The sequence below is a fragment of the Ferrovibrio terrae genome, from assembly GCF_007197755.1.
Classification (GTDB): domain Bacteria; phylum Pseudomonadota; class Alphaproteobacteria; order Ferrovibrionales; family Ferrovibrionaceae; genus Ferrovibrio; species Ferrovibrio terrae.
Window position 1 is genome coordinate 2,697,509 of sequence record NZ_CP041636.1, and the last position, 21,579, is coordinate 2,719,087.

The window sequence follows — 21,579 nt, forward strand, 5'->3', positions numbered from 1 at the left end:
CTTCAGCTTTGCAGGGCCGCGACGCGGCGATAGACCGGCTGCAAGAGGCCAGGCAGCATATACATGGGCAACTGCCCCATGGCGAAGAACACCACCATGTCGAAGACGGCACGGTCGGCCAGCGACACCATCACCAGGCCCATATTGCAGTTGCCAGCGAGAATCCCGAGGGTCAGTGCCGCGGCCTGGTCGAAACGCAGCACATAGCGTCCGACCGTATAGCCGATGGCCTGCAGCGACAAATTGGCGATGAACGCCGAAGCGGTGGCGAGGATGACATAGCCCGGCTGCGCCATCAGCTTGGCGGTCACACCATCCATGATGGCAATGGCAAACAACACCAGCGCCAGCACGGACGAGCCATCCATCAGGCGCTTGTTCTCCTTCAGCCAGCCGGGCGGCAGGGTACGGTGCGCCACCAGGGCGGCGGCGAAGGCGAAGCCGACCATCAGCGCCAGCCGGCCCATGAACTCCACCAATGACATCTGCACTTCGATATTGAGCAGCAGCAGGGCGAGAGGCGGCAGCGTGAAGGGCACCAGCGCGGTGGCGATCACCATGGCGATCACGGCCAGCGCGGCATCAAGGCCGAGGATCAGGGCAATCGCCACCGTGCCGGTGATTGGCGGCGCGGCTGCCATCAGCACGATGGCTTCCATCAGCGGGCGAGGCAGGCCGAGTGGCAGCAGGGCGGCGAACATCAGCAGCGGGCAGATCAGCAGCAGAAAGACGATGATCGGGATGAACAGCAGCGGTCGGCGCGCATAAGCCTGGAACGCGCTCCAGTCGAGCCGCATCAGCGACAGCGTCAGTGGCAACAGCAGGAAAACGACCAGTCCCGGTCGCAGCAGTTCGGCCAGCGGCGGAATGAGCAGCCCGACCAGCACACCGCCAAACAGGAATCTGGTGGCATGCCGGCCCATGAAGTCGAGCGGCGCATAAAACAGCGCGTGGATCATGGCCACATATCCAGACGAAGACCGAGACCGGTTTCACATGAGATGCATGACGGGGCAATGATTTGGCGAGGCAGGCAGATCATGGCGGGGCGGGTTTTTCTCATTATGGCTAAAAAGCATAGCCCCGCTGCGGTCAGGTGCAAAGATATTCTCCGCCTCTGCAAGGTCATGGCTGGTCTGCGCAATCGGCAGCGGAAACCTCGTCACAAATATGTTCCGGGTGGTCGATTCGGTCACGCCATCTGTCACCGACAGGCTACAGCTCTTGCAGGAACCATGGGTGGCTTCGGACTGTCTATCTTCTGTCGCGTTTGATGGAGGAGTTAGCCATGCAGACCTATAAGGATGTTGCACTCCAGACGGCACTGCTGGACCGGAATACGTGGATGTCGGCTGGTAAGCTGATTCAGGTCTACGGCCCGCAGGCTTTGGCCAGAGCTGCTCAGGAAGTGGAGTATTGCTGCAATCATGGCGATGCTGCTGCCGAGGTTGCGTGGAAGCGCGTGACGTCGGCCGTCGTGCTCCTGACCTCGATCGAAGGGCAGCTGCCCAATTGAAAGCGCTTCGGCTTGCCTATCTGATGGCAAGCAGGAAGGCGGCGCCGACAAGGGCGGCGACGATGAGCAGCAGCGGAGTATGCCAGCGGCCGGGTTTTGCGTCCGGATCGGCGGCTACCCGACGCCCGGCATCATCTTCATTGGCAGGCGTGAAGGTTTGCGCCGATTGGACGGCAGCTTCCGCATCGGCGCCCAGGTCGTTGCCCAGGTTGACGCCGGCCGCCGGCGGATAGGGCATCTTGTCGTCAGCCGAGTGGGGGACGGCCGCGATTTTCGGATTGGTCATGGTTCACCTCCAGATATCATCCCAGACTAAATCCTGCCGCCCCGTGCACAGTTCCGGTGTACCCCTTGAATCACCACAACGACTTTTCCGACGACATCCTGTCGAGTAATTTATTCCGTAATAGCAATGAGTTAAGCTCTATTTGACTTTTGCATATCAAACATTTAAATAGATATTGAAATGTTTGATATGCGCCACCTCGACTCCTCCCACATTCATCAGCTCGCCGACATGTTCCGCCTGCTGGGCGATCCTTCGCGCCTGCGTCTGGTCGTCACCCTGTGCGGCGGTGCGCTTCCGGCAACGACAGCGGCGGAAGCAGCAGGCCTGTCGCCGCAACTGGCGAGCCATCATCTGCGCCTGCTCAAGGCGGCACGGCTGGTGCGCGGCATCCGGCATGGCCGGCAAATCTTTTATGATGTCGCCGACGATCATGTGCGTCACATGCTGGCCGACATGGCTGCACATGTTGCCGAGCCGCACAAGGAAGACAGCGCGCTCGACGATCACCTCGAACACACCGCCTGAAGGATTGGATATCGCCATGGGCGCTTCCTGCTGCACGCCGTCTCACAATCACAGCCACAATCACGGCCACAATCACGGCGGTCACAATCATGATCACGACCACAGCAATGCCGCGCGCCCGGCGTTGTGGATCGCGCTCATCCTGAATGCAGGCATGTTTGTCGTCGAACTCGGTGCGGGTCTGACTGCAGGTTCGACCTCGCTTCTGGCCGACTCTGCCGACTTCCTGGGTGACGCGGCGAATTACGGTCTGGCGCTGGCCGTACTGTCGATGGCTCTGGCCTGGCGCGCCCGCGTTGCGCTGCTGAAGGGCGTGACCATGGGCATCTTTGGCCTGTGGGTCGCCGGCATGACGATCAATCATGCGATTGCCGGCACCGTGCCTGAGCCAGCCACGATGGGGGTCATCGGCTTCGCCGCGCTGGTGGTGAACGTGCTGGTCACCGTCATCCTGTATCGTTTCCGCACCGGCGACAGCAACATGCGTGCGGTCTGGATCTGCAGCCGCAACGATGCGCTCGGCAACCTCGCCGTGATGGCGGCCGCCAGCGGTGTTTTTGCCACTGGCGCGGCCTGGCCGGATCTGGCCGTGGCAGCCTTCATGGCGATCCTTGCCCTCTGGGGCTCGGCGCAGGTGATCCGCCATGCGAGCAGCGAGTTGCGCGAAACGCGCCCCGCTACATCTGTTGCTGAATAGAGCAACCACTTGTGAGCGGCAGGCTTTTGCCATAATCCATTGGCTATATTTCTAGCGGCAAGAGTATGCAGAACGATCTCAAATCACTCGAAAACCATTTCGCCTTCGGCGAAAACTGGGCCAGTTACGCGAAGCTGATTGACCAGAAGCGTCTGGGCGAGGCGCGCGCTGCCCTGGCCCGGTTGCTGGGTGAGGATGGATTGCGCTATCGCACAATGATCGACATCGGCTGCGGTTCAGGCCTGCATGCCGCGGCGGCACAAACGCTGGGTGCTCGCAGCGTTCTCGGCATCGATATCGACCCGAATTCGGTGGCGGCAGCCCAGCAGGTTTTTACCGCGCTCAAGACGCAGGACCAGTGTTCGGCCCGGCAATGCAGTATTTTCGAGGCCGACAATGCCGGCCTTGGTCAGTTCGATGTGGTGTACTCCTGGGGCGTGCTGCACCACACCGGCGCGATGTATGAGGCCCTGACGCGTGCTGCGGCCCTGACCGCCCCGGGTGGCATATTTGCCTTCGCGCTCTATCGCAAGACCAGGCTGTGTTCGCTCTGGACGCTTGAAAAGCGCTGGTATTCCAAGGCATCGCCGTCGGTGCAGCGCCTGGCGCAGCAAATATATATCGCGGCGACACGTCTCGCCTTCCTTCTGCTGGGACGCGATTTCAAGGCGCATGTGCAGTCCTACAAGGAAAAGCGCGGCATGGACTTCGAGCATGACGTCCATGACTGGCTCGGCGGTTACCCCTATGAGTCGATTGCGCCGGGTGAAGTCGCGGCGCTGATGGGGCGGCTGGGTTTCGAGCATGTACGGAGCTTTACCCGGCCGGGCGGCTGGGCGCCTTTAGGCTCGGGTTGCGACGAATACGTCTATCGCCGGCTGGGCGATTAATGGCCTGGCGGGCTGACGGCATAAAATTTCCATAAATCTGCACCTTGAAATCGACATAATTCCGGTTACATTCCCACCCACGTCCGGGCCCCTCTGGTTGCCATATACGGGATGGCAGCGATGTCGGACGGCTTCTTCGTAAGCCCCAGCCCAGGATAGCCATCAATGGACCTGTCTGTTTTTCTCGACCCCGCAGCCCTTCTGGCGCTGGCGGGTCTCGTCTTGCTCGAACTCGTTCTGGCGGTCGACAACCTTATCTTCATCACCATTCTCACCAGCCGCCTGCCTGAGCATCAGCAGCCCCTGGGCCGCAAGCTCGGCCTGCTGGGCGCGGTGGTCACCCGCATCATGCTGCTGCTCTCGGCCGCCTGGCTGATCACGCTGACCGCGCCGTTGTTCACCGTGTTCGAGATCGAGATTTCCGGCCGCGACCTGGTTCTGATCCTTGGTGGCCTCTTCCTGATCTGGAAGGCGACCATGGAAATCCATGAGCGGGTCACGCCCAAGGAAACCGACGAAATGGAGGGGAGCACCTCTGCCAGCGGCGAGCCGCTGAAGAAGAAGTATCCGGCCTTCTGGGCTGTCATCGGCCAGATCGCCATCCTGGATATCGTCTTCTCGCTCGACAGCGTGATCACGGCCATCGGCCTGTCGCGCCAGATCGAGATCATGGTGGTCGCCGTGCTGCTCTCGGTTGCCATCATGGTGGCACTGGCCGAGCCGCTGGCGCGCTTCGTCAACAAGAACCCCAATGTGGTGATGCTGGCTCTGTCGTTCCTCGTGATGATCGGCATGGCGCTGGTGGCTGAAGGCTTCGACGTCGAAATCCCCAAGATGATGATCTACGGCGCCATGGGCTTCTCGGTACTGGTCGAGGTGCTCAATATGGCGTCTCGCCGGGCCAAGCTCAGTCAAACCTTCCGGGGTATCCGCGATCCGGAAGGTCGCAGTACCGAAACGAAGTAATTGGCGAGAGATTGCCAGTAATTATCTCTTGGGCAGAGGCGGGCTTTCAAGCCCGCCTCTTTTTCGTTTTGTCGTCATGCTTTCGACCCATTCGATCGCCATCATAATCGGCATGGACGGCACCGTTTCAGCGATTCCCTCCGGCAGGCCACGGCGACGCAGCGTTGCCGGTGATCTGTCGCGCTTGCGCCGGCATGGCCGGTCGCGTGGCATGACGCTGGCCGAAGCCGGCGGCATCGTGGCGCAGCGCTCGACGCCATTGCTCTTGTTGTTTCTCGGCTTGCTTGGCTTCATCCCGTCACCCGGCCTGCCGCTCGGCTTCATCGTCGGTTCTTTGGTGGTCTGCGTCGCCGTCGGCCTGCTGCTCAGCCCCGACAATCCGCCGATGCCCGCCCTGCTGGGACGGCAGCGCCTGTCAGCCGGACTGCTGCGCCGCTTCATGGCCTTTGCCATTCCCTTCATCCGTCGGCTCGAACGCCACTGCCGGCCACGGATGACGTGGATGGTCAGCGGCTTGGGCGCCGTGGTGGCGGCGCTCGGAATCGTGATCCAGGGCGTCGGCCTGGCGCTGCCGCTGCCGTTCGGCAATGTGCCCTTCGCGCTCGGCATCGTGTTGATTGCACTGGGGCTTCTGACTCGCGACGGGCTGGGCGCACTGGCTGGCCATTTTGTCGGGATCGCCAGCATGGCCTTGTTCGTTACACTCGGGATCGGCCTGATTCGCGCCGGCACCGATTTCACCGACTGGCTGTTCTGGTAACGCATCTCTCCATGACCACCTCTATCGTCATCAACGCCGAATCCGGCACGGCGCGGCAGCATGGTGCTGCGGCGTTGCGCGATCTGATCCATACGGCGGCCGCCAAGGCGGGCCAGCCTGATGTTGATGTGCAGATGGTGGCGCCCGCCCAACTGCCGCGCGCGCTTGCCGCTGCCGCGCAGGGCAGCACGGAGATCTGGGTTGGCGGCGGCGACGGCACGCTGCGCTCGGCCGCTGAACTGGCGATGAAGCGCGACATCGTGCTGGGTGTGCTGCCGCTGGGCACCATGAACCTGCTGGCGCGCGACCTGAATATCCCGCTGGAAATCGAGAATGCGGTGGCGGCCCTTTGCGCCTCCACGGTAGCGGCCATTGATGTCGGACGGGTGAACCAGAGCCTGTTCCTTAACAAGTCGGCACTTGGCCTCTATCCGGAAATGGTGGTGGACCGTGAGCGGCGCCGGCGCCTGTTCGGCCTGAACAAATGGCCAGCCATGATCCGGTCAGCCTGGCGCGCGGTGCGGCGCCACCGGATGATGGAAATCACCATCGACCATCACGGTCAGCGATCCGAGATACTGTCGCCGGCCATTGTGGTGGCGGTCGGCAGCTATGAATTCAATGCCGGTCGACTGTTCAACCGTTCCGATCTGCAGAGCGGCGAACTGACCATTTATGTCAGTCATGAGAAAACCTGGCTCGGTTCAGCCAGCCAGCTGGCCAAGCTGTTCCTCGGCACACTGCAGAACGATCCGTCGCTGCAGGTGATCAAGGCGCACAGCCTGAACATCGATTTCCGCCGCACCAAGCCGGTCGCCAATGACGGCGAGATCGATATGCTGAAAGGCCCGATCCGCTATGCCGTCGCGCCAAAAGCGCTGAAGGTGCGGATACCGGTGGAGCCGGCGGCGAGCTAGACCGGTAACGCGCGATCCGCGATGGCGCGGGTATCGATACCCTTCGGCAACGTACCGAAGGCATGGCCCCAGTCGCCGCCGAGCCGCGAGGCGCAGAAGGCATCCGCCACTGCAGGGCTGGAATGGCGCACGAGGAGTGCGCCCTGAAGGGTCACCATCATCTTTTCCACCACGCGCCGCGCACGATGTTCGATTTCGCTCAGGTCGGCGAATTCGGTTTTCAGGTCGTTGATCGCGGCATCCAGCCGCTTGTCGTTGCCGCGTGCCGGGATCAGTTCGGCGAAATAGGCTTCCAGCCCGTCCTGGCTCTTCTGCATGGCGCGCAGCACGTCCAGGCACATCACGTTGCCCGAGCCCTCCCAGATCGAGTTGAGCGGGATTTCCTTGTACAGCATGCCGAGCGGGCCTTCGTCGACATAGCCGTTGCCGCCATGCACCTCCATGGCCTCCACCACGGCATTCGGCGCGCGCTTGCAGATCCAGTATTTTACTGCCGGGGTGCAGAGGCGGCGGAAGGCAGCTTCAGCCGGATCGTCTTCGGCGCGGTCGAATGCCCGCGCCAGCCGCAGCGCCAGCATGGTGGCGGCCTCGGATTCGATGGCGAGGTCGGCTACCACATTGGTCATCAGCGGCTGGTCGATCAGATGGCGCTGGAAGGCGCGGCGATGCGCCACGTGGTGCAAGGCTTGGGCGACGGCGCCCCGTAAGAGTCCGGTCGAACCCAGAGCGCAGTCGAGCCGCGTGTAGGTGCCCATCTCGATGATGGTCGGCACACCGCGGCCCTCCTCACCGAGCAGCCAGCCATGCGCGTTGTGGAATTCGACCTCGGACGAGGCATTCGACTTGTTGCCGACCTTGTCCTTCAGGCGCTGGATCTGCACCGGGTTCTTGCTGCCATCGGGCAGCCAGCGCGGCACGAAGAAGCAGCTCAGGCCGTTGGGCGACTGCGCCAGCACTAGATGCGCGTCATTCTGCGGGCAGGAGAAGAACCATTTATGCCCGTTGATGATGTATGCGCCATCCGCACCGGCGGGTGTGGCCGTCGTGGTGTTGCTGCGCACATCCGAGCCGCCCTGCTTTTCGGTCATCCCCATGCCGATCAGCGCGCCGGTCTTCTGCGCCACCGGCCTGTTGCTGCCGTCATATTGGCGCGAATAGATTTTCGGCAGCCAGGTTTCGCTCAGATGTTTGTCTTTCCGGATCGCTGGCACGCTGCCATAGGTCATTGTGGTCGGGCACTGGCTGCCCGGTTCGATCTGCGCATGCATGATATAGGCGGCCGCGCGGGCCACATGCGCGCCCGGCTTGGGCTCGGCCCAGGGGGCGGAGTGCAGGCCTTCACCGATGATCAGCGACATGATGCTGTGCCAGGCGGGGTGGAACTCCACCTCGTCGCGGCGGTGGCCGAAGCGGTCGAACAGCTTCAGCTGCGGCGGATGCCTGTGCGCCAGGCGGCCATTCTCAATGGTTTCGGCATCGCCCAGGCGGCTGCCATAGACAGTGAGGCGGTCTTTCGCCCAGCTGGCGCCATTCACCTCGGCAGCCTGCATCAACGCCTTGTCGGTGGTGAAAAGGTTGTAATCCTCCAGCGCAGGCGGCTGGTTGAGAACCTCGAAAACGTCCGTCATGGCATTTCTCCCTTGCGAGAGAGTCTAGCAAGACCCTGTCGTTTGGGAAGACTGCCCTTAGGTTAATCCGGGGCTAAAACCGCCCGTCAGAATCTCATGGCCAGATTGAGGCGGGCCTGAGTCAGCAGGGGATCGTTGCCGCCCGCGAATTCATCCTGCGTCACCGTGTAGCCGGCCATGATGGTCATGGCGCGGCTGGCCAGCGCCGCCGGGGTCCAGTGCAACTGCAGATCGAGACTCTGCTGCTGGCCATAGAAGGGCACGGCATTTCCGGCGCCAAGGTTGCGCTGCTCGCCAACGCCGAATTCATGGCTGGCGGTGAAATTCAGCGTCTCGCCCAGCGGCACGCCGACCTGCAGGCCGACGACATTGAGATCGCGCTCTTCCTGGTAGAAATATTCATTGCGGCGCTGCAGCGAGGCGCCGAGTTTGTAGCCGCTGGAGAAATGCTGCGCGACGGCGATGCGGTGACGTTCGTTGCTTTGCATGGAATGGGGATCGCCGGTGGAACCTTCCGTGGCGTAGCCGGACGACAGCGTCAGCGTCAGGTCGCGGGCCACCATGGCCGACACCGAATTGTCGATGCCGAAGCGGCGATGGCCGCTGCCGGCGAGATCGCTCCAGTTGGCGGCCGCATTCGGGTTCACCTTGAAGGTCAGGCCGTATTCCTGGTAAGCGAGGCCGAAGCCGCTGCTGGCGCTGCGATCCTCATGGCCGGACGTATCGCTCTGGCTGATCGTGCTGGTGTTGCTGAGTGCCAGCCCGTCGAAGAAGGGCACATCATAGGCCGATTGCAGCGCGCGGGGCGCCGCATCGGCCTCGCTGTAGACGGTGAGTTTGTCGCTGCCGGTATCGGCAAACATGCCGGTGTTCGCCGGATCGTCCTGCCGGCTCAGCAGTGAAATATCGCCGGGCGCAAACAGCGGCTGTCGCGACAGCAGGTAATGGCCCTCATCGGGGTCGAAACTGAGCAGCGCCAGATCACGACGCTTTTCTTCATACAGGCTGTCGTATTTCGGCGGCAGTGGCGCGACCTGGCAGAAGCCGGCATCGCGCGGCGTGACGATGACGGGGCAGGCGGGCAGCACTGTCTGTGCCGTGGCAGCGAACGGAATCACGGCCACGCCGGCAAGCATGCACAAGCCTGCAAAAGATTGGACGTGGCGGAACACGGCGTCTTCCCCGAAAACGGTCTGCGGCAGATGCGACTCTGCCACAAAGGTATTACCCAAGTTTTATCGGGGCGCGCTGTGGCCGAATTGGGGCAGGGAGCGAGGCGCCGCGGCGCTTTTCGCTGTTATTCAGGGAAAGCGGAAGCCGTCAGCGCAGCCCGGCGACAGGGCTGCGCCGACGAATCCGGTTTTACTCCGCCGCATCCTTGCGCATGGGCTTGCCGAAACCGCCGGCCGAGGGCGTGGAGATGACGAAGACATCGCCCGGCTGCATCGGCGTCGAGCCGCGGCCTTCCATCATGTCCTTCGCGCCGGTGGTGCGTTCCACCCACTGCCGGCCGGTTTCGCCGGTCTCGCCGCCTTCGAAGCCGAACGGCGGCACCGTGCGGTGCGACGACAACAGGGTTGCCACCATATTGGTAAGGAAGCGCATGCGGCGGATGGTGCCGTCGCCGCCCTTGTGTTTGCCCTTGCCGCCCGAGCCGCGCCGGATGCGGAAAGACTCCAGCAGGACGGGGAAACGGAATTCCAGCACTTCGGGATCGGTCAGACGCGCATTGGTCATATGCGTGTGGACCGCGTCGCAGCCGTCGAAATCCGCACCGGCACCCGAGCCGCCGCAGATCGTCTCGTAATACTGGTACTCGTTATTGCCGAAGGTGAAGTTGTTCATCGTGCCCTGGGCCGCCGACATCACGCCCAGCGCACCGAAGATGGTGTCGGTGATGCATTGGCTGGTCTCGACATTGCCGGCCACCGTGGCGGCCGGATAGACCGGATCGAGCATCGAGTTCTTCGGGATGATGATCTCGAGCGGCTTCAGGCAGCCGCCGTTCAGCGGGATGTCGGAGTCGACCAGGCAGCGGAAGGCGTAAAGCACGGCGGCCACGCAGACCGCCGTGGGGGCGTTGTAGTTGGTCGGATGCACGCCCGAGGTGCCGGTGAAGTCAATCTTGGCGGTACGGTCCTTGTGGTTGACCGAGACCTTCACCTTGATCTCGTAGCCGTCATCCATCGGATAGGTGAATTCGCCGTCCTTCAGGCGGCTGATCACGCGGCGCACGGATTCTTCGGCGTTGTCCTGCACGTGGTTCATATAGGCGCGCACGACATCGAGACCGAACTGGTCGACCATCTTACGTAACTCCTGTGCGCCTTTTTCGCAGGAGGCGATCTGTGCCTTGAGGTCGGCGATATTCTGCGCCGGATTGCGTGACGGGTATTTGCCACCTTTCAGCAGCGCGACCATCTCGTCTTCCAGCATGCGGCCGCCATCGACCAGCAGGACGTTGTCGAGCAGCACGCCTTCGTCCTCGACCGTCTTGGAATCCGGCGGCATCGAGCCCGGGGTGGTGCCACCGATATCGGCATGATGGCCGCGGCTGCCGAGATAGAACAGCACATCCTTGCCGGCCTTGTCGAAGACTGGCGTGATCACGGTGACGTCGGGCAGATGGGTGCCGCCGGCGTAAGGCGCGTTCAGCACATAGACATCGCCCGGCTTCATCTGGCCGGCGCGCTTGCGCATCACGGTCTTGATCGATTCCGACATCGAGCCGAGATGCACCGGCATATGCGGCGCATTGGCGATCAGCTCGCCATCGAGGTCGAAGATGGCGCAGGAGAAATCGAGGCGCTCCTTGATATTGACCGAATAGGCGGTCTTCTCCAGCACGCTGCCCATCTGCTCGGCGATCGACATGAACAGGTTGTTGAAGATTTCCAGCATCACCGGATCGACAGAAGTGCCGATGGCCTTGCGCTCGGGCAGGGCTTCGACGCGTTTCAGCACCAGGTCGCGGCGCTCGGTCAGCCGTGCCTGCCAGCCGGGTTCGACAGCAATCGTGCTGGTCGGCTCGATCACGATAGCCGGCCCCATGATGGTCTCGCCGGGGCGCAGCGCCGCACGGTCATAGACCGGCGTGTCGCGCCACTGGGCCGCCATGTAGGATTTTCGCTTCGCCAGCACGGGGATGGCGTCCTGTGCGCGCGGGTCGGTGATCTTTTCCACCACATCGGGGGCGCGTTCGCCCTGTCCGACCACTTCGACGGCAACACTGCCGGCGATCAGCGCCTTTTCCGGGCTGATGAAGCCGAAACGCTGTCGATGCGCGGTCTCAAATGCAGCCTTGATCTCGGCCAGCGTGCCGAATTCGACTTCGAGCGCCGAGTCAGAGCCGCCATAGCGCACATGCAGCTTGCGGAGCACGGTGATCTTCTCTGCCGGCACGCCCTGACGCAGCATTTCCGCGCGGGAGTCTTCCGCCAGAGCGTCCAGTTCCTTCGCCAGATTGGGAAGTGCGCTGTCCTGCAGCGGCACTTCGGCCGACTTTTCCTTCAGCACGCGCTGGTCAGCCAGACCCATGCCATAGGCCGACAATACACCGGCCAGCGGATGCAGCAGCACTTCGGTCATGCCCAGCGCATCAGCCACCAGACAGGCATGCTGGCCGCCAGCCCCGCCGAAACTGGACAGCACGTATTTGGTGACGTCGTAGCCGCGCGCGACCGAGATTTTCTTGATCGCATTGGCCATGTTCTCGACCGCGATGGCGAGGAAGCCTTCGGCCATTTCCTCGATGCTGCGCGTGTCGCCGCTCTCGGCATTGATGCGCGCCTGCAGTTCGGCGAACTTGGTTTTCACCACGTCCGCGTCCAGCGGCTGATCGCCATTGGGTCCGAACACGGCCGGGAAGAAATCGGGCTGCAGCTTGCCCAGCACGACGTTGCAGTCGGTGACAGCAAGCGGCCCGCCGCGCCGATAGCAGGCCGGACCGGGATTGGCGCCGGCGGAATCCGGCCCGACGCGATAGCGTGCGCCGTCGAAATGCAGGATGGAGCCGCCGCCGGCCGCCACGGTGTTGATCATCATCATCGGCGCGCGCATGCGCACACCGGCCACCATGGTCTCAAAGGCGCGTTCGTATTCACCGGCATAATGGCTCACATCGGTGGATGTGCCGCCCATATCGAAGCCGATAACTTTTTCAAAGCCGGCCCGCGTCGAGGTTTCCACCAGACCAACCACGCCACCGGCGGGGCCGGAAAGAATGCTGTCCTTGCCCTGGAAGAAATGTGCATCGGCCAGCCCGCCGTTCGACTGCATAAACATCAGGCGCAAGGCGGTATTGGCGGCATCCAGCTCGTTGGCCACCTGATCCACATAGCGGCGCAGGATCGGCGAGACATAGGCGTCGACAACAGTCGTGTCGCCACGACTGACGAATTTGATCAGCGGCGAGACCTGGTGGCTGGCCGAGACCTGGGTGAAGCCCAGCTTGCGCGCCAGTTCGGCCACCTTGGCTTCATGCGCGGTGTAGCGATAGCCGTGCATGAACAGGATGGCGACCGAGCGGATGCCGTCGACATAAGCCGCCTTCAGCGCCGCTTCGGCGGCAGCCAGATTGAGCGGCGTTTCGATACTGCCGTCATTGCGCACGCGTTCGGGGATCTCCACCACGCGCTCATACAGCATCTCGGGTAGCTGGATATGCAGGGCGAACAGCTTCGGCCGGGTCTGGTAGCCGATGCGGAGCTGGTCGGCAAAGCCTTCAGAGACCAGCAGCAGTACGCGGTCGCCCTTGCGCTCCAGCAGTGCGTTGGTGGCCACTGTCGTGCCCATCTTCACGGCGGCGATTTTGCCCTTGGGCAGCGCATCGCCAGCCTTCAGCCCGAGCAGGTCGCGGATGCCCTGTACGGCAGCATCCTTGTAGCGCTCGGGATTCTCGGAGAGCAGCTTGTGCGTGACGATGGAGCCGTCCGGCTTGCGGCCGACGATATCGGTGAAGGTGCCGCCGCGATCGATCCAGAATTCCCACTGCTGACTGGCGGGCGTGGGCGAGATGGTCTGGTTCATATGGGGCTCCGGGGGCGGTCAGTCGAGATTAAGTACGAGACCAGACGATTACAAAACGTTGATAATTTGTCAACGTTATCGCCGACGTCAGAGCGAAGCGGCTGCCTATAATGAAGCAGCAGAGCGGGCAGCCTGATCGTAGGTGCCCGACAGCGCCCGCATCAGTTCGGCCACCCGGGACAGGTCACCCTGCGGCTTGCCAAGGCCGGGCTGGCCGATCAGGCTGAAGGCTTCACCGAGCAGCTGCTCGCGGATTTTGCGGTATTCCAGGCAGAGCGTGCGGCCCTTCGGCGTCGTGGCGTAAAAGATTTCCTTGCCGCGTCGGGCGCCGGCAATCAGGCCGAGGCGCACCATCTTCTTAAGCCCGTAATTCACCGTGTGGGTGTCTTCGACATTCAGCACCAGGCAGAGATCGGCCAGTCGCTTCGGCCGGTCGCGATGGTTCACGCCATGCAGCACCATCACATCCAGCGCGGCCAGGTCGCCCTGACCAGCCGCGGTCATGCAATGCATGATCCAGCGATTGAAGGCATTGGCGGTCATCATCAGGGCGAATTCGAACTCGCTCAATCCCTCCAGCCGTTCGCTGGCGAGATGGGCGGAGGATACGATCGGGCGGCGCGCCGCAGGTTTGCTGCCGGCCGGGGGCATGGATTTTCCCGGGAATTTTTCCCGGGATTTTTTCGGAGGTTTTTTCGCCTTTACCATACCGCCTGCCTTCCGCATCTGCCCTGCATCAGACCGCCATGCCTGCAATCCGGGCATAACCACGGCATCAACAAAGGCATGCCGCATACCCCCCTTGCAGCCAGCGCATGGCCGAACTGTAAACAAACGTAGCCCGCGGCAGGGCGGCTTTGCTAGGGTCCCGACCCATGAAGCCCCAGCACCTCTCCCTCATGCTGCTGATCTGCGCCATCTGGGGGTATAATTTCGTTGCCTCGAAGATCGCCGTATCGCATTTTCCGCCGGTTTTCTTTACCGGGCTGCGTTTCCTCGGTCTTGCGCTGATCATGCTGCCCTGGCTGCGCTGGCAGAAGGGCCAGATGCAGCTTGTCCTCTGGGCCGCACTGATGATGGGTACTCTGCATTTCGCGCTGATGTTCAACGGAATCGCCCTTGCGGATGACGTCGCCGTCGTTGCCGTGGTGGTGCAGCTTGGCGTGCCGATCGCCACGCTGCTGGCCTGGGCCTTCCTCGATGAAAAGGTGCGCTGGCGTCGCGGTGCCGGCATTATGCTTGCCTTCCTCGGCACCATGGTGATCAGTTTCGACCCGAAAGTGTTCGGCTACAAAGGCGCGATCATATTCTGTCTCTTAAGTGTGTTTGCCATGTCGATCGGCCAGATTCTGATTCGCCGCATCCGCGACGTGAACACGCTGAGCATGCAGGCCTGGGTCGGCATGATCAGCGGACCAAGCCTGCTGCTGCTTTCCTATGTCGCCGAAAGCGGCCAGGCCGCCAGTCTCCAGAACGCCGAATGGCAGCACTGGGGCGTGCTGCTCTATGCCATTCTCGGCGTGTCGCTGCTTGGGCATGGCGGCGCGTATTTCCTGCTGCGCCGCTATCCGGTCAGCATCGTCAATCCCGGCTTCACCCTGGCACCGCTCCTTGGCATCCTGTCCGGCATCTATTTCCTTGACGAGCAATTGAGCAATCGCGTCATTATCGGCTCGGCCATGACCCTGCTCGGCGTGCTGATCGTCACCCTGCGTGAATCCAAGGCGGCTGAAGCCGCGGGCCGCCCGCCGGTGGCCGTACCCGTCAGCGACAAGGCGGCAGGCGAATGACACTCAAGCTGGTCGATCATCCGTCGCCGAATTTCGATGAACGCAACTGCCGCCGCCCGGTGGATATGGTGGTGCTGCATTACACCGGGATGCCGACCGCCGCCGCGGCGCTGGAGCGGCTGTCCGATCCGCAGGCCAAGGTCAGCAGCCATTACCTGATCGATGAAGACGGCACGATCTATCGCCTGGTGCCAGAAGACAAACGCGCCTGGCATGCCGGCACAGCCTTCTGGCGTGGCGTGCGTGATGTGAATGCCCGCTCCATTGGCATCGAACTGGTCAACCCCGGCCATGAATTCGGCTATCGCGAATTTCCCGCCGTGCAGATCGATGCCCTGATCGCGCTGCTCAGGGATATCGCCAGTCGCCACGAGGTGATGCCGGGCAACTATGTCGGCCATTCCGATGTGGCGCCGCTGCGCAAGGAAGATCCGGGCGAGTTGTTCCCCTGGCGCCGCCTGCATGCTGCCGGCTTCGGCCGCTGGTGGGCTGCCGATTTCAAGGTCTCGCCCGGTGCCCCCACATTGCGCGCCGGCGAACGCGGCGGCGCGGTGCTGGAATTGCAGGTGGCGCTCGACAAGATCGGCTATGCCATCGAAGGCAGCGGTATCTATGATACTCACACCGAGGCCGCGGTGCGGGCCTTCCAGCGTCACTGGCGGCAGGACCAGGTGGACGGCGTCAGCGATGCCGAAACCACCAGCCTGATCCATCACATCGCCGAGCAGATGACGGTGCGGCGTATCAGCAGCGCGCGCGCGGGCTGAGCCATTTCCCCTGCCCGTTTCCGCTTGACTGGCGCTGGCGCAGGGCCTACCTGTGCGCCGGTGCCAGACGGCTGGACGGTCGCGGCGGGTTAAACCGTCGAGGAAAGTCCGGGCTCCACGGAAACACGGTGCCGGGTAACGCCCGGCGGGGGCGACCCCAGGGACAGTGCCACAGAGAGCAGACCGCCATGACTTGTCATGGCAAGGGTGAAAGGGTGCGGTAAGAGCGCACCGCGCGACCGGTAACGGAAGCGGCATGGCAAACCCCACCGGGAGCAAGACCAAATAGGGATGGCAGCAGGCGCAAGCCTGCAGAACTGTTTCCGGTTCGTCATCCGGGTCGGTCGCGCGAGGCGTCCAGCAATGGGCGTCCCAGAGGAATGGCCGTCCAGTCTGCGCCAGAAGCAATTTTGGTGTGGATGGACAGAACCCGGCTTACAGGCCGTCTGGCACCCTGCTTATTCCGAATTGACAGACTCAGCGCAGCTGTGCAACTTGCAATCCGACGGTGCCCGCTAGGGCCTAACTGGGAACGCGGTGCGAATCTTCCTCCAGGAGATTTAAAGCCGCGGCTGCCCCTGCAACTGTAAGCGGAGAGTTTTTCGTCGAGTAACCACTGGTGCCGCACGGCGCTGGGAAGGTGACGAAAAGCAACGACCCGTGAGCCAGGAGACCTGCCGTCATCCGTGGTCACACGCGATCACATCGGGCAGGGTGTTCCGGTGGGTAGTCCACCGTTCGCCTGCTTTCCTCACAGGCCTCGGAGACAACCTCGTTCGCGGTGACGTGCCACAAGGCCCACCGCATGAGGTTTTCACATGGCCCGTTCCAACTCTCACCGGACGCAATCCGTCCGTCTCTCCATTCCTGTTCTCCTGCTCTCCACCGTCTCCGCACTGGCACAGGATGCCCGCCTGCCGACGATCAGCGTCGCCGGCCAGCAGCCGAATGAAGACGCCGGCCTGCAGCTGGCACAGCCCGCCGCCACCGGCAGCCGCCTTGGCCTGACGCCGCTGGAAACCCCGGCCAGCGTCGAGGTGATCACCGAGGAGACTATCCGCGCGCGCGGCTACGCTACCGTGACCGAGGCGGTGAGCCAGGCGGCTGGCATTAGTTCAACGGCCGACCCCGGCAATGGTCATAGCGCCATCTCGACCCGTGGTTTCATCGGACACAATTCGCTGCTCCGGCTTTACGATGGCACGCAGATGTATGTGGGCGCCGGTACGGTCACATTCCCTTTCGATACCTGGACGGCGGATCGCATCGAGATCCTGCGCGGACCGGCATCGGTGCTCTACGGCGCCGGCGGCATTGGCGGCGTCGTCAATGTGGTGCCCAAGAAGCCAAGCGCGACATTCCAGAATGAGGCCATGTTCGAGTTCGGCAGTAACCTGGAACGCCATGTCGCCGCCGGCAGCGGCGGGCCGATCAACAGCAAGGTGTCCTACCGCGCCGATGTCAGCGGGCGGAAGTCCGACGGCTGGGTGGATCGCGACGAAACCGAGAGTCTTGTCTTCGGTCTGGGTCTGCGGGCGCAGGCGAGCGATACCCTCGCTATCTCGTTGTCGCATGACTATGGCTATCAGAATCCGTCGCGCTATTTCGGCACGCCGCTGATCAACGGGCAGCTCGACGAGAGCATCCGTAAAAAGAATTACAATGCAGAAGACAGCCTGATCCAGTATCGCGACAACTGGACACAGCTGAAATTCGAATGGGAAGCCAGCGACAGTGTAACCTTCAACAACACCCTGTACCGGCTCACCACCAATCGCCATTGGCGCAATATCGAGTCATACAGCTACAATGCCGGCACCGGTCTGATCGACCGCGCGGATGCACTCGAAATCGCTCATGACCAGGTGCAATACGGCAACCGCTTTGATGCCACGATCGAAAGCTCCGTCCTGGGCCTGAAGAACCAGAGTGCGGTCGGGCTGGATGTGAACCAGGTCGACTTCAAGTATGCGCATAATTTCGATAACGGAGCCGCGCTCACCAGTGTCGATCCGTTCAGTCCGCAGGTCGGATTGTTCCAGAGCGATGACCCGTTCCGCCCACGCCACCAGACCCAGACCAAGCAGTACTCGCTGTTTGCCGAAGATCGTTTGTCGGTCACTGACAAGTGGACGCTGGTCGGTGGGCTGCGCTTCGATCATATCGTGCTGAATCGCGATCAATTCGATAATGCTGCGAACAGCTTCGAGAAAACGTTCGCGGATCTCACCTGGCGTGCCGGTACGGTCTATAACCTGACGCCGGACCTGGCTGTGTATGGCCAGTATGCCACGGCGACTGATCCGGTTGGCGGAATCCTCAATCTGTCGGCCACCAACCGCGGCTTCACGCTGGCGACCGGCAAGCAGACCGAGGTCGGCGTCAAGCAGTCCCTGATGAATGGCCGCGCGGAATGGACTTTGGCCGGATACCATATCGTCAAGACCGATATCACCTCGCGTGTGCCCGGCAACCCGACGCTGACGCAGCAGATCGGTGAGCAGTCCACGCGCGGCGTTGAATTCGCCACGGGCTTCGATCTGGCGCGCGACTGGCGACTGGAAGGCAACGCGACCTGGCTGGATGCGCGGTTCGACGAGTTCACCGAAGCGGGCGGCGCCTCACGGGCCGGCAACACGCCGCCGAAGGTGCCTGAGCTGCTGGGCAACCTGTGGCTCACCTGGGCCTTTGCGCCGGAATGGAAGGCGCGCAGCGGTGTTCGCTATGTTGGTGAGCGCTACAGCGACAATGCCAACCTGAACAAGTTGCCAGACTACACGGTGGTCGATCTCGGGCTGGAATGGACTCCGCACAAGGATGTCAGTATCGGGTTTCGGCTCTACAACCTGTTCGACAAGGTCTATGCGGAGACGGCCTATAACGACCAGCAGTGGGTGCTGGGCCTGCCGCGCACGGCCGTCGTGTCCACCCATGTCAAATTCTGAGGCATGAAACGCTTTCTTCGTCAGGCGCAGCGCTGGCTGTATCTGATCCATCGCTGGATCGGGATTGCCACCTGCCTGCTCTTCGCCATGTGGTTCTTTTCCGGCGTGGTGATGATGTATGTCGGTTTTCCGGCGCTGACGGAAACCGAACGCCGTTCCCTGCTGCCCGTCATTGACGGGCAGCAGCTGCGGCTTTCGCCAACTGACGCACTTGCGGCGGCGGGGTTGTCAGAATGGCCGCGCGGCCTGCGGCTCGAAATGCTGGCCGGTGAACCGGTCTATCGCATCGCCGGCTGGAATGATGCGCGACTGACCATTTCGGCGCGCGATGGCCGCCGGATAGAAGCCGTCGATGCCGCCCGGGCCGTTGCCGTCGTGCAGCGGGTGCGACCCGCGCCAAAGGCCACGACTATTCTTGAAGACCGCGACCAGTGGAGCGTGACGGCGCGCTACGATTCATTGCGCCCGTTCTACCTGGTCTCGCTGAACGATCCGGCGGGGACGCAGCTCTATGTGTCCTCGCGCACCGGCGAGATTGCGCTGGACACCACGCGCAGCGAAAGGTTCTGGAACTGGCTGGGCTCGGTGCCGCACTGGATTTATCCCACCGTGCTGCGCCGGGATGCGCCGCTGTGGCGCGATGTGGTTCTGTGGCTGTCGGGCCCCGCCATCGCCGTAGCCATCACGGGAATCTGGATCGGCATCCAGCGGCTGCGGCCGCAGCGTCGTTACAGCAACGGCGCCATTTCGCCCTATCGCGGTTGGATGCTGTGGCATCACTGGGCTGGCATCATCGGCAGCGTCTTCCTGCTGGCCTGGATCATCAGCGGCTGGATTTCGATGAACCCGAACAACTGGTTCTCGGGCCGCAACACCGAAATGGCGGCGCTGCAGCGCTATGCCGGGCATACGGCGGCCGATTTCCCGATCGCGGTGGTGCCAGAGAATCATGCAGTCGAACTGCGGTTCCTGTGGGTCGGGGGCACAGCGCTGGTGATGCAGTATCGTGCTGACAGCAGCGGGGCAGGGCAACCGTTACTGGAATCGGCCGCCATCTTTACGGCGGCCACTGCGCTGATGCCCGACGCATGCGCGGTGCTGCGCGACATCCTCACCGAGGAAGACGCCTACTGGTATTCGCATCACACCACGCGGACCCTGCCGGTGCTGCGCATCGGCTTTGACGATCCGGACGGTACGTGGTTCCATATCGATCCGCAGAGCGGCGAAATCCTGAATCGCATGGATGACAGCCGGCGCAGCTACCGCTGGCTGTTCAACGCGCTGCACAGTTTCGATTTCCGCATCCTGCTGAGCTGGCGGCCGGCCTGGGACATCCTGCTGTGGGGCATGTCGATCATCGGTTTCGCCGCATCCATCAGTGGTGTCGTGATCGGCTGGCGCCATCTGCGGCGCAAGATTGATCGTTAGACGTTCAGCGATTGACGCGCAGGATGAAGGCATCCGGAATCTGTTCCGGGCATTCGACGAATTGCGGCTCGAAGATCGCCGAGAAGCCCTGGCGCGCGCGCGTGTCGAGGCACCACTTCTTGCCGTCGATGCCTTTGAGTGACAGGCCGCCGCCCTTGATGTCCCACAGCTGTGGCAACTGCTCCAGCATTTCAGTGTTCAGCGCGCAGGCCGAGGCGACCAGGATCTGTGCGCGCGGTTCCATCGCCAGGCAGTAGCTGGGATTGGCGGCAAAGAAAATCTGGTAGGCGCCTTGCTGCAGTGGGCGGCTGATAAAAAAGCCCTGCGTCTGGTTGTCGATGTTGAACTCGCAGGGCGACAGCAGCACGTTGGCGCGCAGGCGTTTCACATCGTTGTTGATCAGTTGCGTGGTCAGGCACTGGTTGTTGGCAGTGGCGGCCACGACGGCAAAGCGCTTCAGCGCCGGCGCCTCGCGTGGCAGGAACTCGTTGACAGCGGCCAAAGCTGCAGGTGCAAGCGCGGCGGCAGGCAGCAGCAGGACGAGGGCAGCCGTCCAGATCATGCGACGCAGCCAGGCCGGCCGGCATCCAAGGCTCCGCAGTCGCTCACTCATCTGTGTTCTTTGCCCCATTAACCCGTCCGGACGATGTAGTCCGGGGATAGCGGCAAGATCAAGGAGATTGATGAGAACAAATCAGAACATTAAGTGAATTTAATAGGACCTTATCGAATGCAAACCTCGGAGATCATTGAGCTATCGGTCCTTAATTCTCCATGCCAAACCGTTAATTTCCATTGACCCCCATATAGGCCCATGTTATCCCATGTCATCCCAGGTCAGGATGCCCAAGGGGGGCAGTTCGCCGGGAGAGAGCGCGGGGGCGCGGCGTGGAGCTGTTTCTCTCCACCTTCAAGAATCGGATCGACGCCAAGGGCCGTGTATCGGTGCCGGCGCCGTATCGCGCCCTGCTGACTCGCCGCCAGCCCGAGGGCGGCCTGATCCTCGGTCCCGATATCACTGCCCCGGCGCTGGTCGCTGGCGGGCGCGACTACCTCGACGGCGTCAACCGCCGCATCGACGAGTTGCCCGATCTGCATCCCGAACGCGAAATGCTGATCGACGGCCTGCTGCCCTTCCTGAACGAACTGAACCTCGACCAGGAAGGCCGCATCCAGTTGCAGCCGCAGTTCCTCGATCATGCCGGCCTGGCGTCGCCGGGCGAGGCGGTCTTCGTCGGTCGCCGCCACAGCTTCCAGATCTGGGAGCCGAAGGCCTGGGAGGCACGCGCCAGCGAGGCGCGAGCGAAGGCCGCGGCCTGGCTGCGCAATGGCGGTCCCTCGGATACGGGGGCAAAAGCGTGAGCACGGCGGACCGTTTTCGTCCGCAAGACAAAAACGGCCATGAAAAAGCCGCAGGAACGGTTCATCTC

General features: G+C 62.5%; 19 protein-coding genes, 1 other RNA gene and 1 riboswitch. Of the genes, 13 read left to right on the forward strand and 7 right to left on the reverse strand.

Annotated elements, in window-relative coordinates; genetic code table 11:
- Positions 1-2: 2 nt before the first annotated feature.
- Positions 3-959, reverse strand: a complete 957-nt coding sequence (locus tag FNB15_RS13165) for a hypothetical protein (protein WP_144069142.1) — start codon at positions 957-959, stop codon at positions 3-5.
- Positions 960-1,288: 329 nt separating this feature from the next.
- On the opposite strand from FNB15_RS13165, the gene FNB15_RS13170 reads away from it, so the two are divergent.
- Positions 1,289-1,516, forward strand: a complete 228-nt coding sequence (locus FNB15_RS13170; RefSeq protein ID WP_144069143.1) for a hypothetical protein — start codon at positions 1,289-1,291, stop codon at positions 1,514-1,516.
- 16 nt (positions 1,517-1,532) lie between these two features.
- Here the strand turns inward: FNB15_RS13170 and FNB15_RS13175 are convergent, their stop codons facing one another.
- Positions 1,533-1,802 (reverse strand): hypothetical protein, encoded by a 270-nt coding sequence (locus FNB15_RS13175; RefSeq protein WP_144069144.1) that lies wholly within the window; start codon positions 1,800-1,802, stop codon positions 1,533-1,535.
- 180 nt (positions 1,803-1,982) lie between these two features.
- Between FNB15_RS13175 and FNB15_RS13180 the strand changes: the two genes are divergently transcribed.
- From FNB15_RS13180 to FNB15_RS13205, 6 genes are all read left to right on the forward strand, one after another.
- Complete coding sequence (locus tag FNB15_RS13180) at positions 1,983-2,330, forward strand: ArsR/SmtB family transcription factor (protein ID WP_246068683.1); 348 nt, start codon at positions 1,983-1,985, stop codon at positions 2,328-2,330.
- Positions 2,331-2,346: 16 nt separating this feature from the next.
- Positions 2,347-3,027 (forward strand): cation efflux transmembrane domain-containing protein, encoded by a 681-nt coding sequence (locus FNB15_RS13185; protein ID WP_144069145.1) that lies wholly within the window; start codon positions 2,347-2,349, stop codon positions 3,025-3,027.
- Between the two features lie 65 nt (positions 3,028-3,092).
- A complete protein-coding gene (locus tag FNB15_RS13190; protein ID WP_144069146.1) occupies positions 3,093-3,917 on the forward strand; it encodes a class I SAM-dependent methyltransferase in 825 nt (274 codons plus the stop codon).
- Between the two features lie 165 nt (positions 3,918-4,082).
- Entirely contained in the window at positions 4,083-4,883 is an 801-nt protein-coding gene (locus FNB15_RS13195) for a TerC family protein (protein WP_144069147.1), read from the forward strand.
- A gap of 76 nt (positions 4,884-4,959) precedes the next feature.
- Positions 4,960-5,643 (forward strand): exopolysaccharide biosynthesis protein, encoded by a 684-nt coding sequence (locus FNB15_RS13200; protein WP_144069148.1) that lies wholly within the window; start codon positions 4,960-4,962, stop codon positions 5,641-5,643.
- 11 nt (positions 5,644-5,654) lie between these two features.
- A complete protein-coding gene (locus FNB15_RS13205) occupies positions 5,655-6,560 on the forward strand; it encodes a diacylglycerol/lipid kinase family protein (RefSeq protein ID WP_144069149.1) in 906 nt (301 codons plus the stop codon).
- Here the strand turns inward: FNB15_RS13205 and FNB15_RS13210 are convergent.
- The 4 genes from FNB15_RS13210 to FNB15_RS13225 form a co-directional block, all read right to left on the reverse strand.
- A complete protein-coding gene (locus FNB15_RS13210) occupies positions 6,557-8,188 on the reverse strand; it encodes an isovaleryl-CoA dehydrogenase (protein WP_144069150.1) in 1,632 nt (543 codons plus the stop codon). The two genes, FNB15_RS13205 and FNB15_RS13210, sit on opposite strands and share 4 nt — an antisense overlap.
- Positions 8,189-8,274: 86 nt before the next feature.
- Positions 8,275-9,324 (reverse strand): hypothetical protein, encoded by a 1,050-nt coding sequence (locus FNB15_RS13215; protein ID WP_144069151.1) that lies wholly within the window; start codon positions 9,322-9,324, stop codon positions 8,275-8,277.
- A 226-nt stretch (positions 9,325-9,550) separates the two neighbouring features.
- Positions 9,551-13,216 (reverse strand): hydantoinase B/oxoprolinase family protein, encoded by a 3,666-nt coding sequence (locus FNB15_RS13220; protein ID WP_144069152.1) that lies wholly within the window; start codon positions 13,214-13,216, stop codon positions 9,551-9,553.
- Positions 13,217-13,321: 105 nt separating this feature from the next.
- Positions 13,322-13,867, reverse strand: a complete 546-nt coding sequence (locus FNB15_RS13225) for a winged helix DNA-binding protein (protein WP_144069153.1) — start codon at positions 13,865-13,867, stop codon at positions 13,322-13,324.
- A gap of 224 nt (positions 13,868-14,091) precedes the next feature.
- On the opposite strand from FNB15_RS13225, the gene FNB15_RS13230 reads away from it, so the two are divergent.
- The 5 genes from FNB15_RS13230 (at position 14,092) to FNB15_RS13250 (ending at position 20,149) form a co-directional block, all read left to right on the forward strand.
- The gene (locus tag FNB15_RS13230; protein WP_144069154.1) at positions 14,092-15,006 is read left to right on the forward strand and encodes a DMT family transporter; all 915 of its coding nucleotides are present in this window, start codon (positions 14,092-14,094) and stop codon (positions 15,004-15,006) included.
- Positions 15,003-15,773, forward strand: a complete 771-nt coding sequence (locus tag FNB15_RS13235) for a peptidoglycan recognition protein family protein (protein WP_144069155.1) — start codon at positions 15,003-15,005, stop codon at positions 15,771-15,773. Before FNB15_RS13230 ends, FNB15_RS13235 begins: the two co-directional genes overlap by 4 nt.
- 63 nt (positions 15,774-15,836) lie before the next feature.
- Positions 15,837-16,227: RNase P RNA component class A (gene rnpB / locus FNB15_RS13240), an RNA gene on the forward strand.
- A gap of 35 nt (positions 16,228-16,262) precedes the next feature.
- Positions 16,263-16,469: riboswitch (cobalamin riboswitch) on the forward strand.
- Between the two features lie 122 nt (positions 16,470-16,591).
- On the forward strand, positions 16,592-18,718 hold the full coding sequence (locus FNB15_RS13245; protein ID WP_144069156.1) for a TonB-dependent receptor: 2,127 nt from the start codon (positions 16,592-16,594) through the stop codon (positions 18,716-18,718).
- A 3-nt stretch (positions 18,719-18,721) separates the two neighbouring features.
- On the forward strand, positions 18,722-20,149 hold the full coding sequence (locus tag FNB15_RS13250) for a PepSY domain-containing protein (RefSeq protein ID WP_144069157.1): 1,428 nt from the start codon (positions 18,722-18,724) through the stop codon (positions 20,147-20,149).
- Between the two features lie 4 nt (positions 20,150-20,153).
- Here the strand turns inward: FNB15_RS13250 and FNB15_RS13255 are convergent, their stop codons facing one another.
- A complete protein-coding gene (locus FNB15_RS13255) occupies positions 20,154-20,762 on the reverse strand; it encodes a hypothetical protein (protein WP_144069158.1) in 609 nt (202 codons plus the stop codon).
- Between the two features lie 275 nt (positions 20,763-21,037).
- Between FNB15_RS13255 and FNB15_RS13260 the strand changes: the two genes are divergently transcribed.
- Positions 21,038-21,511, forward strand: a complete 474-nt coding sequence (locus FNB15_RS13260) for a division/cell wall cluster transcriptional repressor MraZ (protein ID WP_144069159.1) — start codon at positions 21,038-21,040, stop codon at positions 21,509-21,511.
- Positions 21,512-21,579 lie beyond the last annotated feature (68 nt).

What these genes read in the sequence shown, in the direction of transcription:
- FNB15_RS13245 (WP_144069156.1), top strand. Translation starts at nt 16,592, where the DNA reads ATGGCCCGTTCCAACTCTCACCGGACGCAATCCGTCCGTCTCTCCATT.
- FNB15_RS13185 (WP_144069145.1), top strand. Translation starts at nt 2,347, where the DNA reads ATGGGCGCTTCCTGCTGCACGCCGTCTCACAATCACAGCCACAATCAC.
- FNB15_RS13205 (WP_144069149.1), top strand. Translation starts at nt 5,655, where the DNA reads ATGACCACCTCTATCGTCATCAACGCCGAATCCGGCACGGCGCGGCAG.
- FNB15_RS13235 (WP_144069155.1), top strand. Translation starts at nt 15,003, where the DNA reads ATGACACTCAAGCTGGTCGATCATCCGTCGCCGAATTTCGATGAACGC.
- FNB15_RS13215 (WP_144069151.1), bottom strand. Translation starts at nt 9,324, where the DNA reads ATGCTTGCCGGCGTGGCCGTGATTCCGTTCGCTGCCACGGCACAGACA.
- FNB15_RS13190 (WP_144069146.1), top strand. Translation starts at nt 3,093, where the DNA reads ATGCAGAACGATCTCAAATCACTCGAAAACCATTTCGCCTTCGGCGAA.
- FNB15_RS13230 (WP_144069154.1), top strand. Translation starts at nt 14,092, where the DNA reads ATGAAGCCCCAGCACCTCTCCCTCATGCTGCTGATCTGCGCCATCTGG.
- FNB15_RS13250 (WP_144069157.1), top strand. Translation starts at nt 18,722, where the DNA reads ATGAAACGCTTTCTTCGTCAGGCGCAGCGCTGGCTGTATCTGATCCAT.
- FNB15_RS13200 (WP_144069148.1), top strand. Translation starts at nt 4,960, where the DNA reads ATGCTTTCGACCCATTCGATCGCCATCATAATCGGCATGGACGGCACC.
- FNB15_RS13255 (WP_144069158.1), bottom strand. Translation starts at nt 20,762, where the DNA reads ATGAGTGAGCGACTGCGGAGCCTTGGATGCCGGCCGGCCTGGCTGCGT.
- FNB15_RS13220 (WP_144069152.1), bottom strand. Translation starts at nt 13,216, where the DNA reads ATGAACCAGACCATCTCGCCCACGCCCGCCAGTCAGCAGTGGGAATTC.
- FNB15_RS13170 (WP_144069143.1), top strand. Translation starts at nt 1,289, where the DNA reads ATGCAGACCTATAAGGATGTTGCACTCCAGACGGCACTGCTGGACCGG.
- FNB15_RS13175 (WP_144069144.1), bottom strand. Translation starts at nt 1,802, where the DNA reads ATGACCAATCCGAAAATCGCGGCCGTCCCCCACTCGGCTGACGACAAG.
- FNB15_RS13210 (WP_144069150.1), bottom strand. Translation starts at nt 8,188, where the DNA reads ATGACGGACGTTTTCGAGGTTCTCAACCAGCCGCCTGCGCTGGAGGAT.
- FNB15_RS13180 (WP_246068683.1), top strand. Translation starts at nt 1,983, where the DNA reads ATGTTTGATATGCGCCACCTCGACTCCTCCCACATTCATCAGCTCGCC.
- FNB15_RS13225 (WP_144069153.1), bottom strand. Translation starts at nt 13,867, where the DNA reads ATGCCCCCGGCCGGCAGCAAACCTGCGGCGCGCCGCCCGATCGTATCC.
- FNB15_RS13165 (WP_144069142.1), bottom strand. Translation starts at nt 959, where the DNA reads ATGATCCACGCGCTGTTTTATGCGCCGCTCGACTTCATGGGCCGGCAT.
- FNB15_RS13195 (WP_144069147.1), top strand. Translation starts at nt 4,083, where the DNA reads ATGGACCTGTCTGTTTTTCTCGACCCCGCAGCCCTTCTGGCGCTGGCG.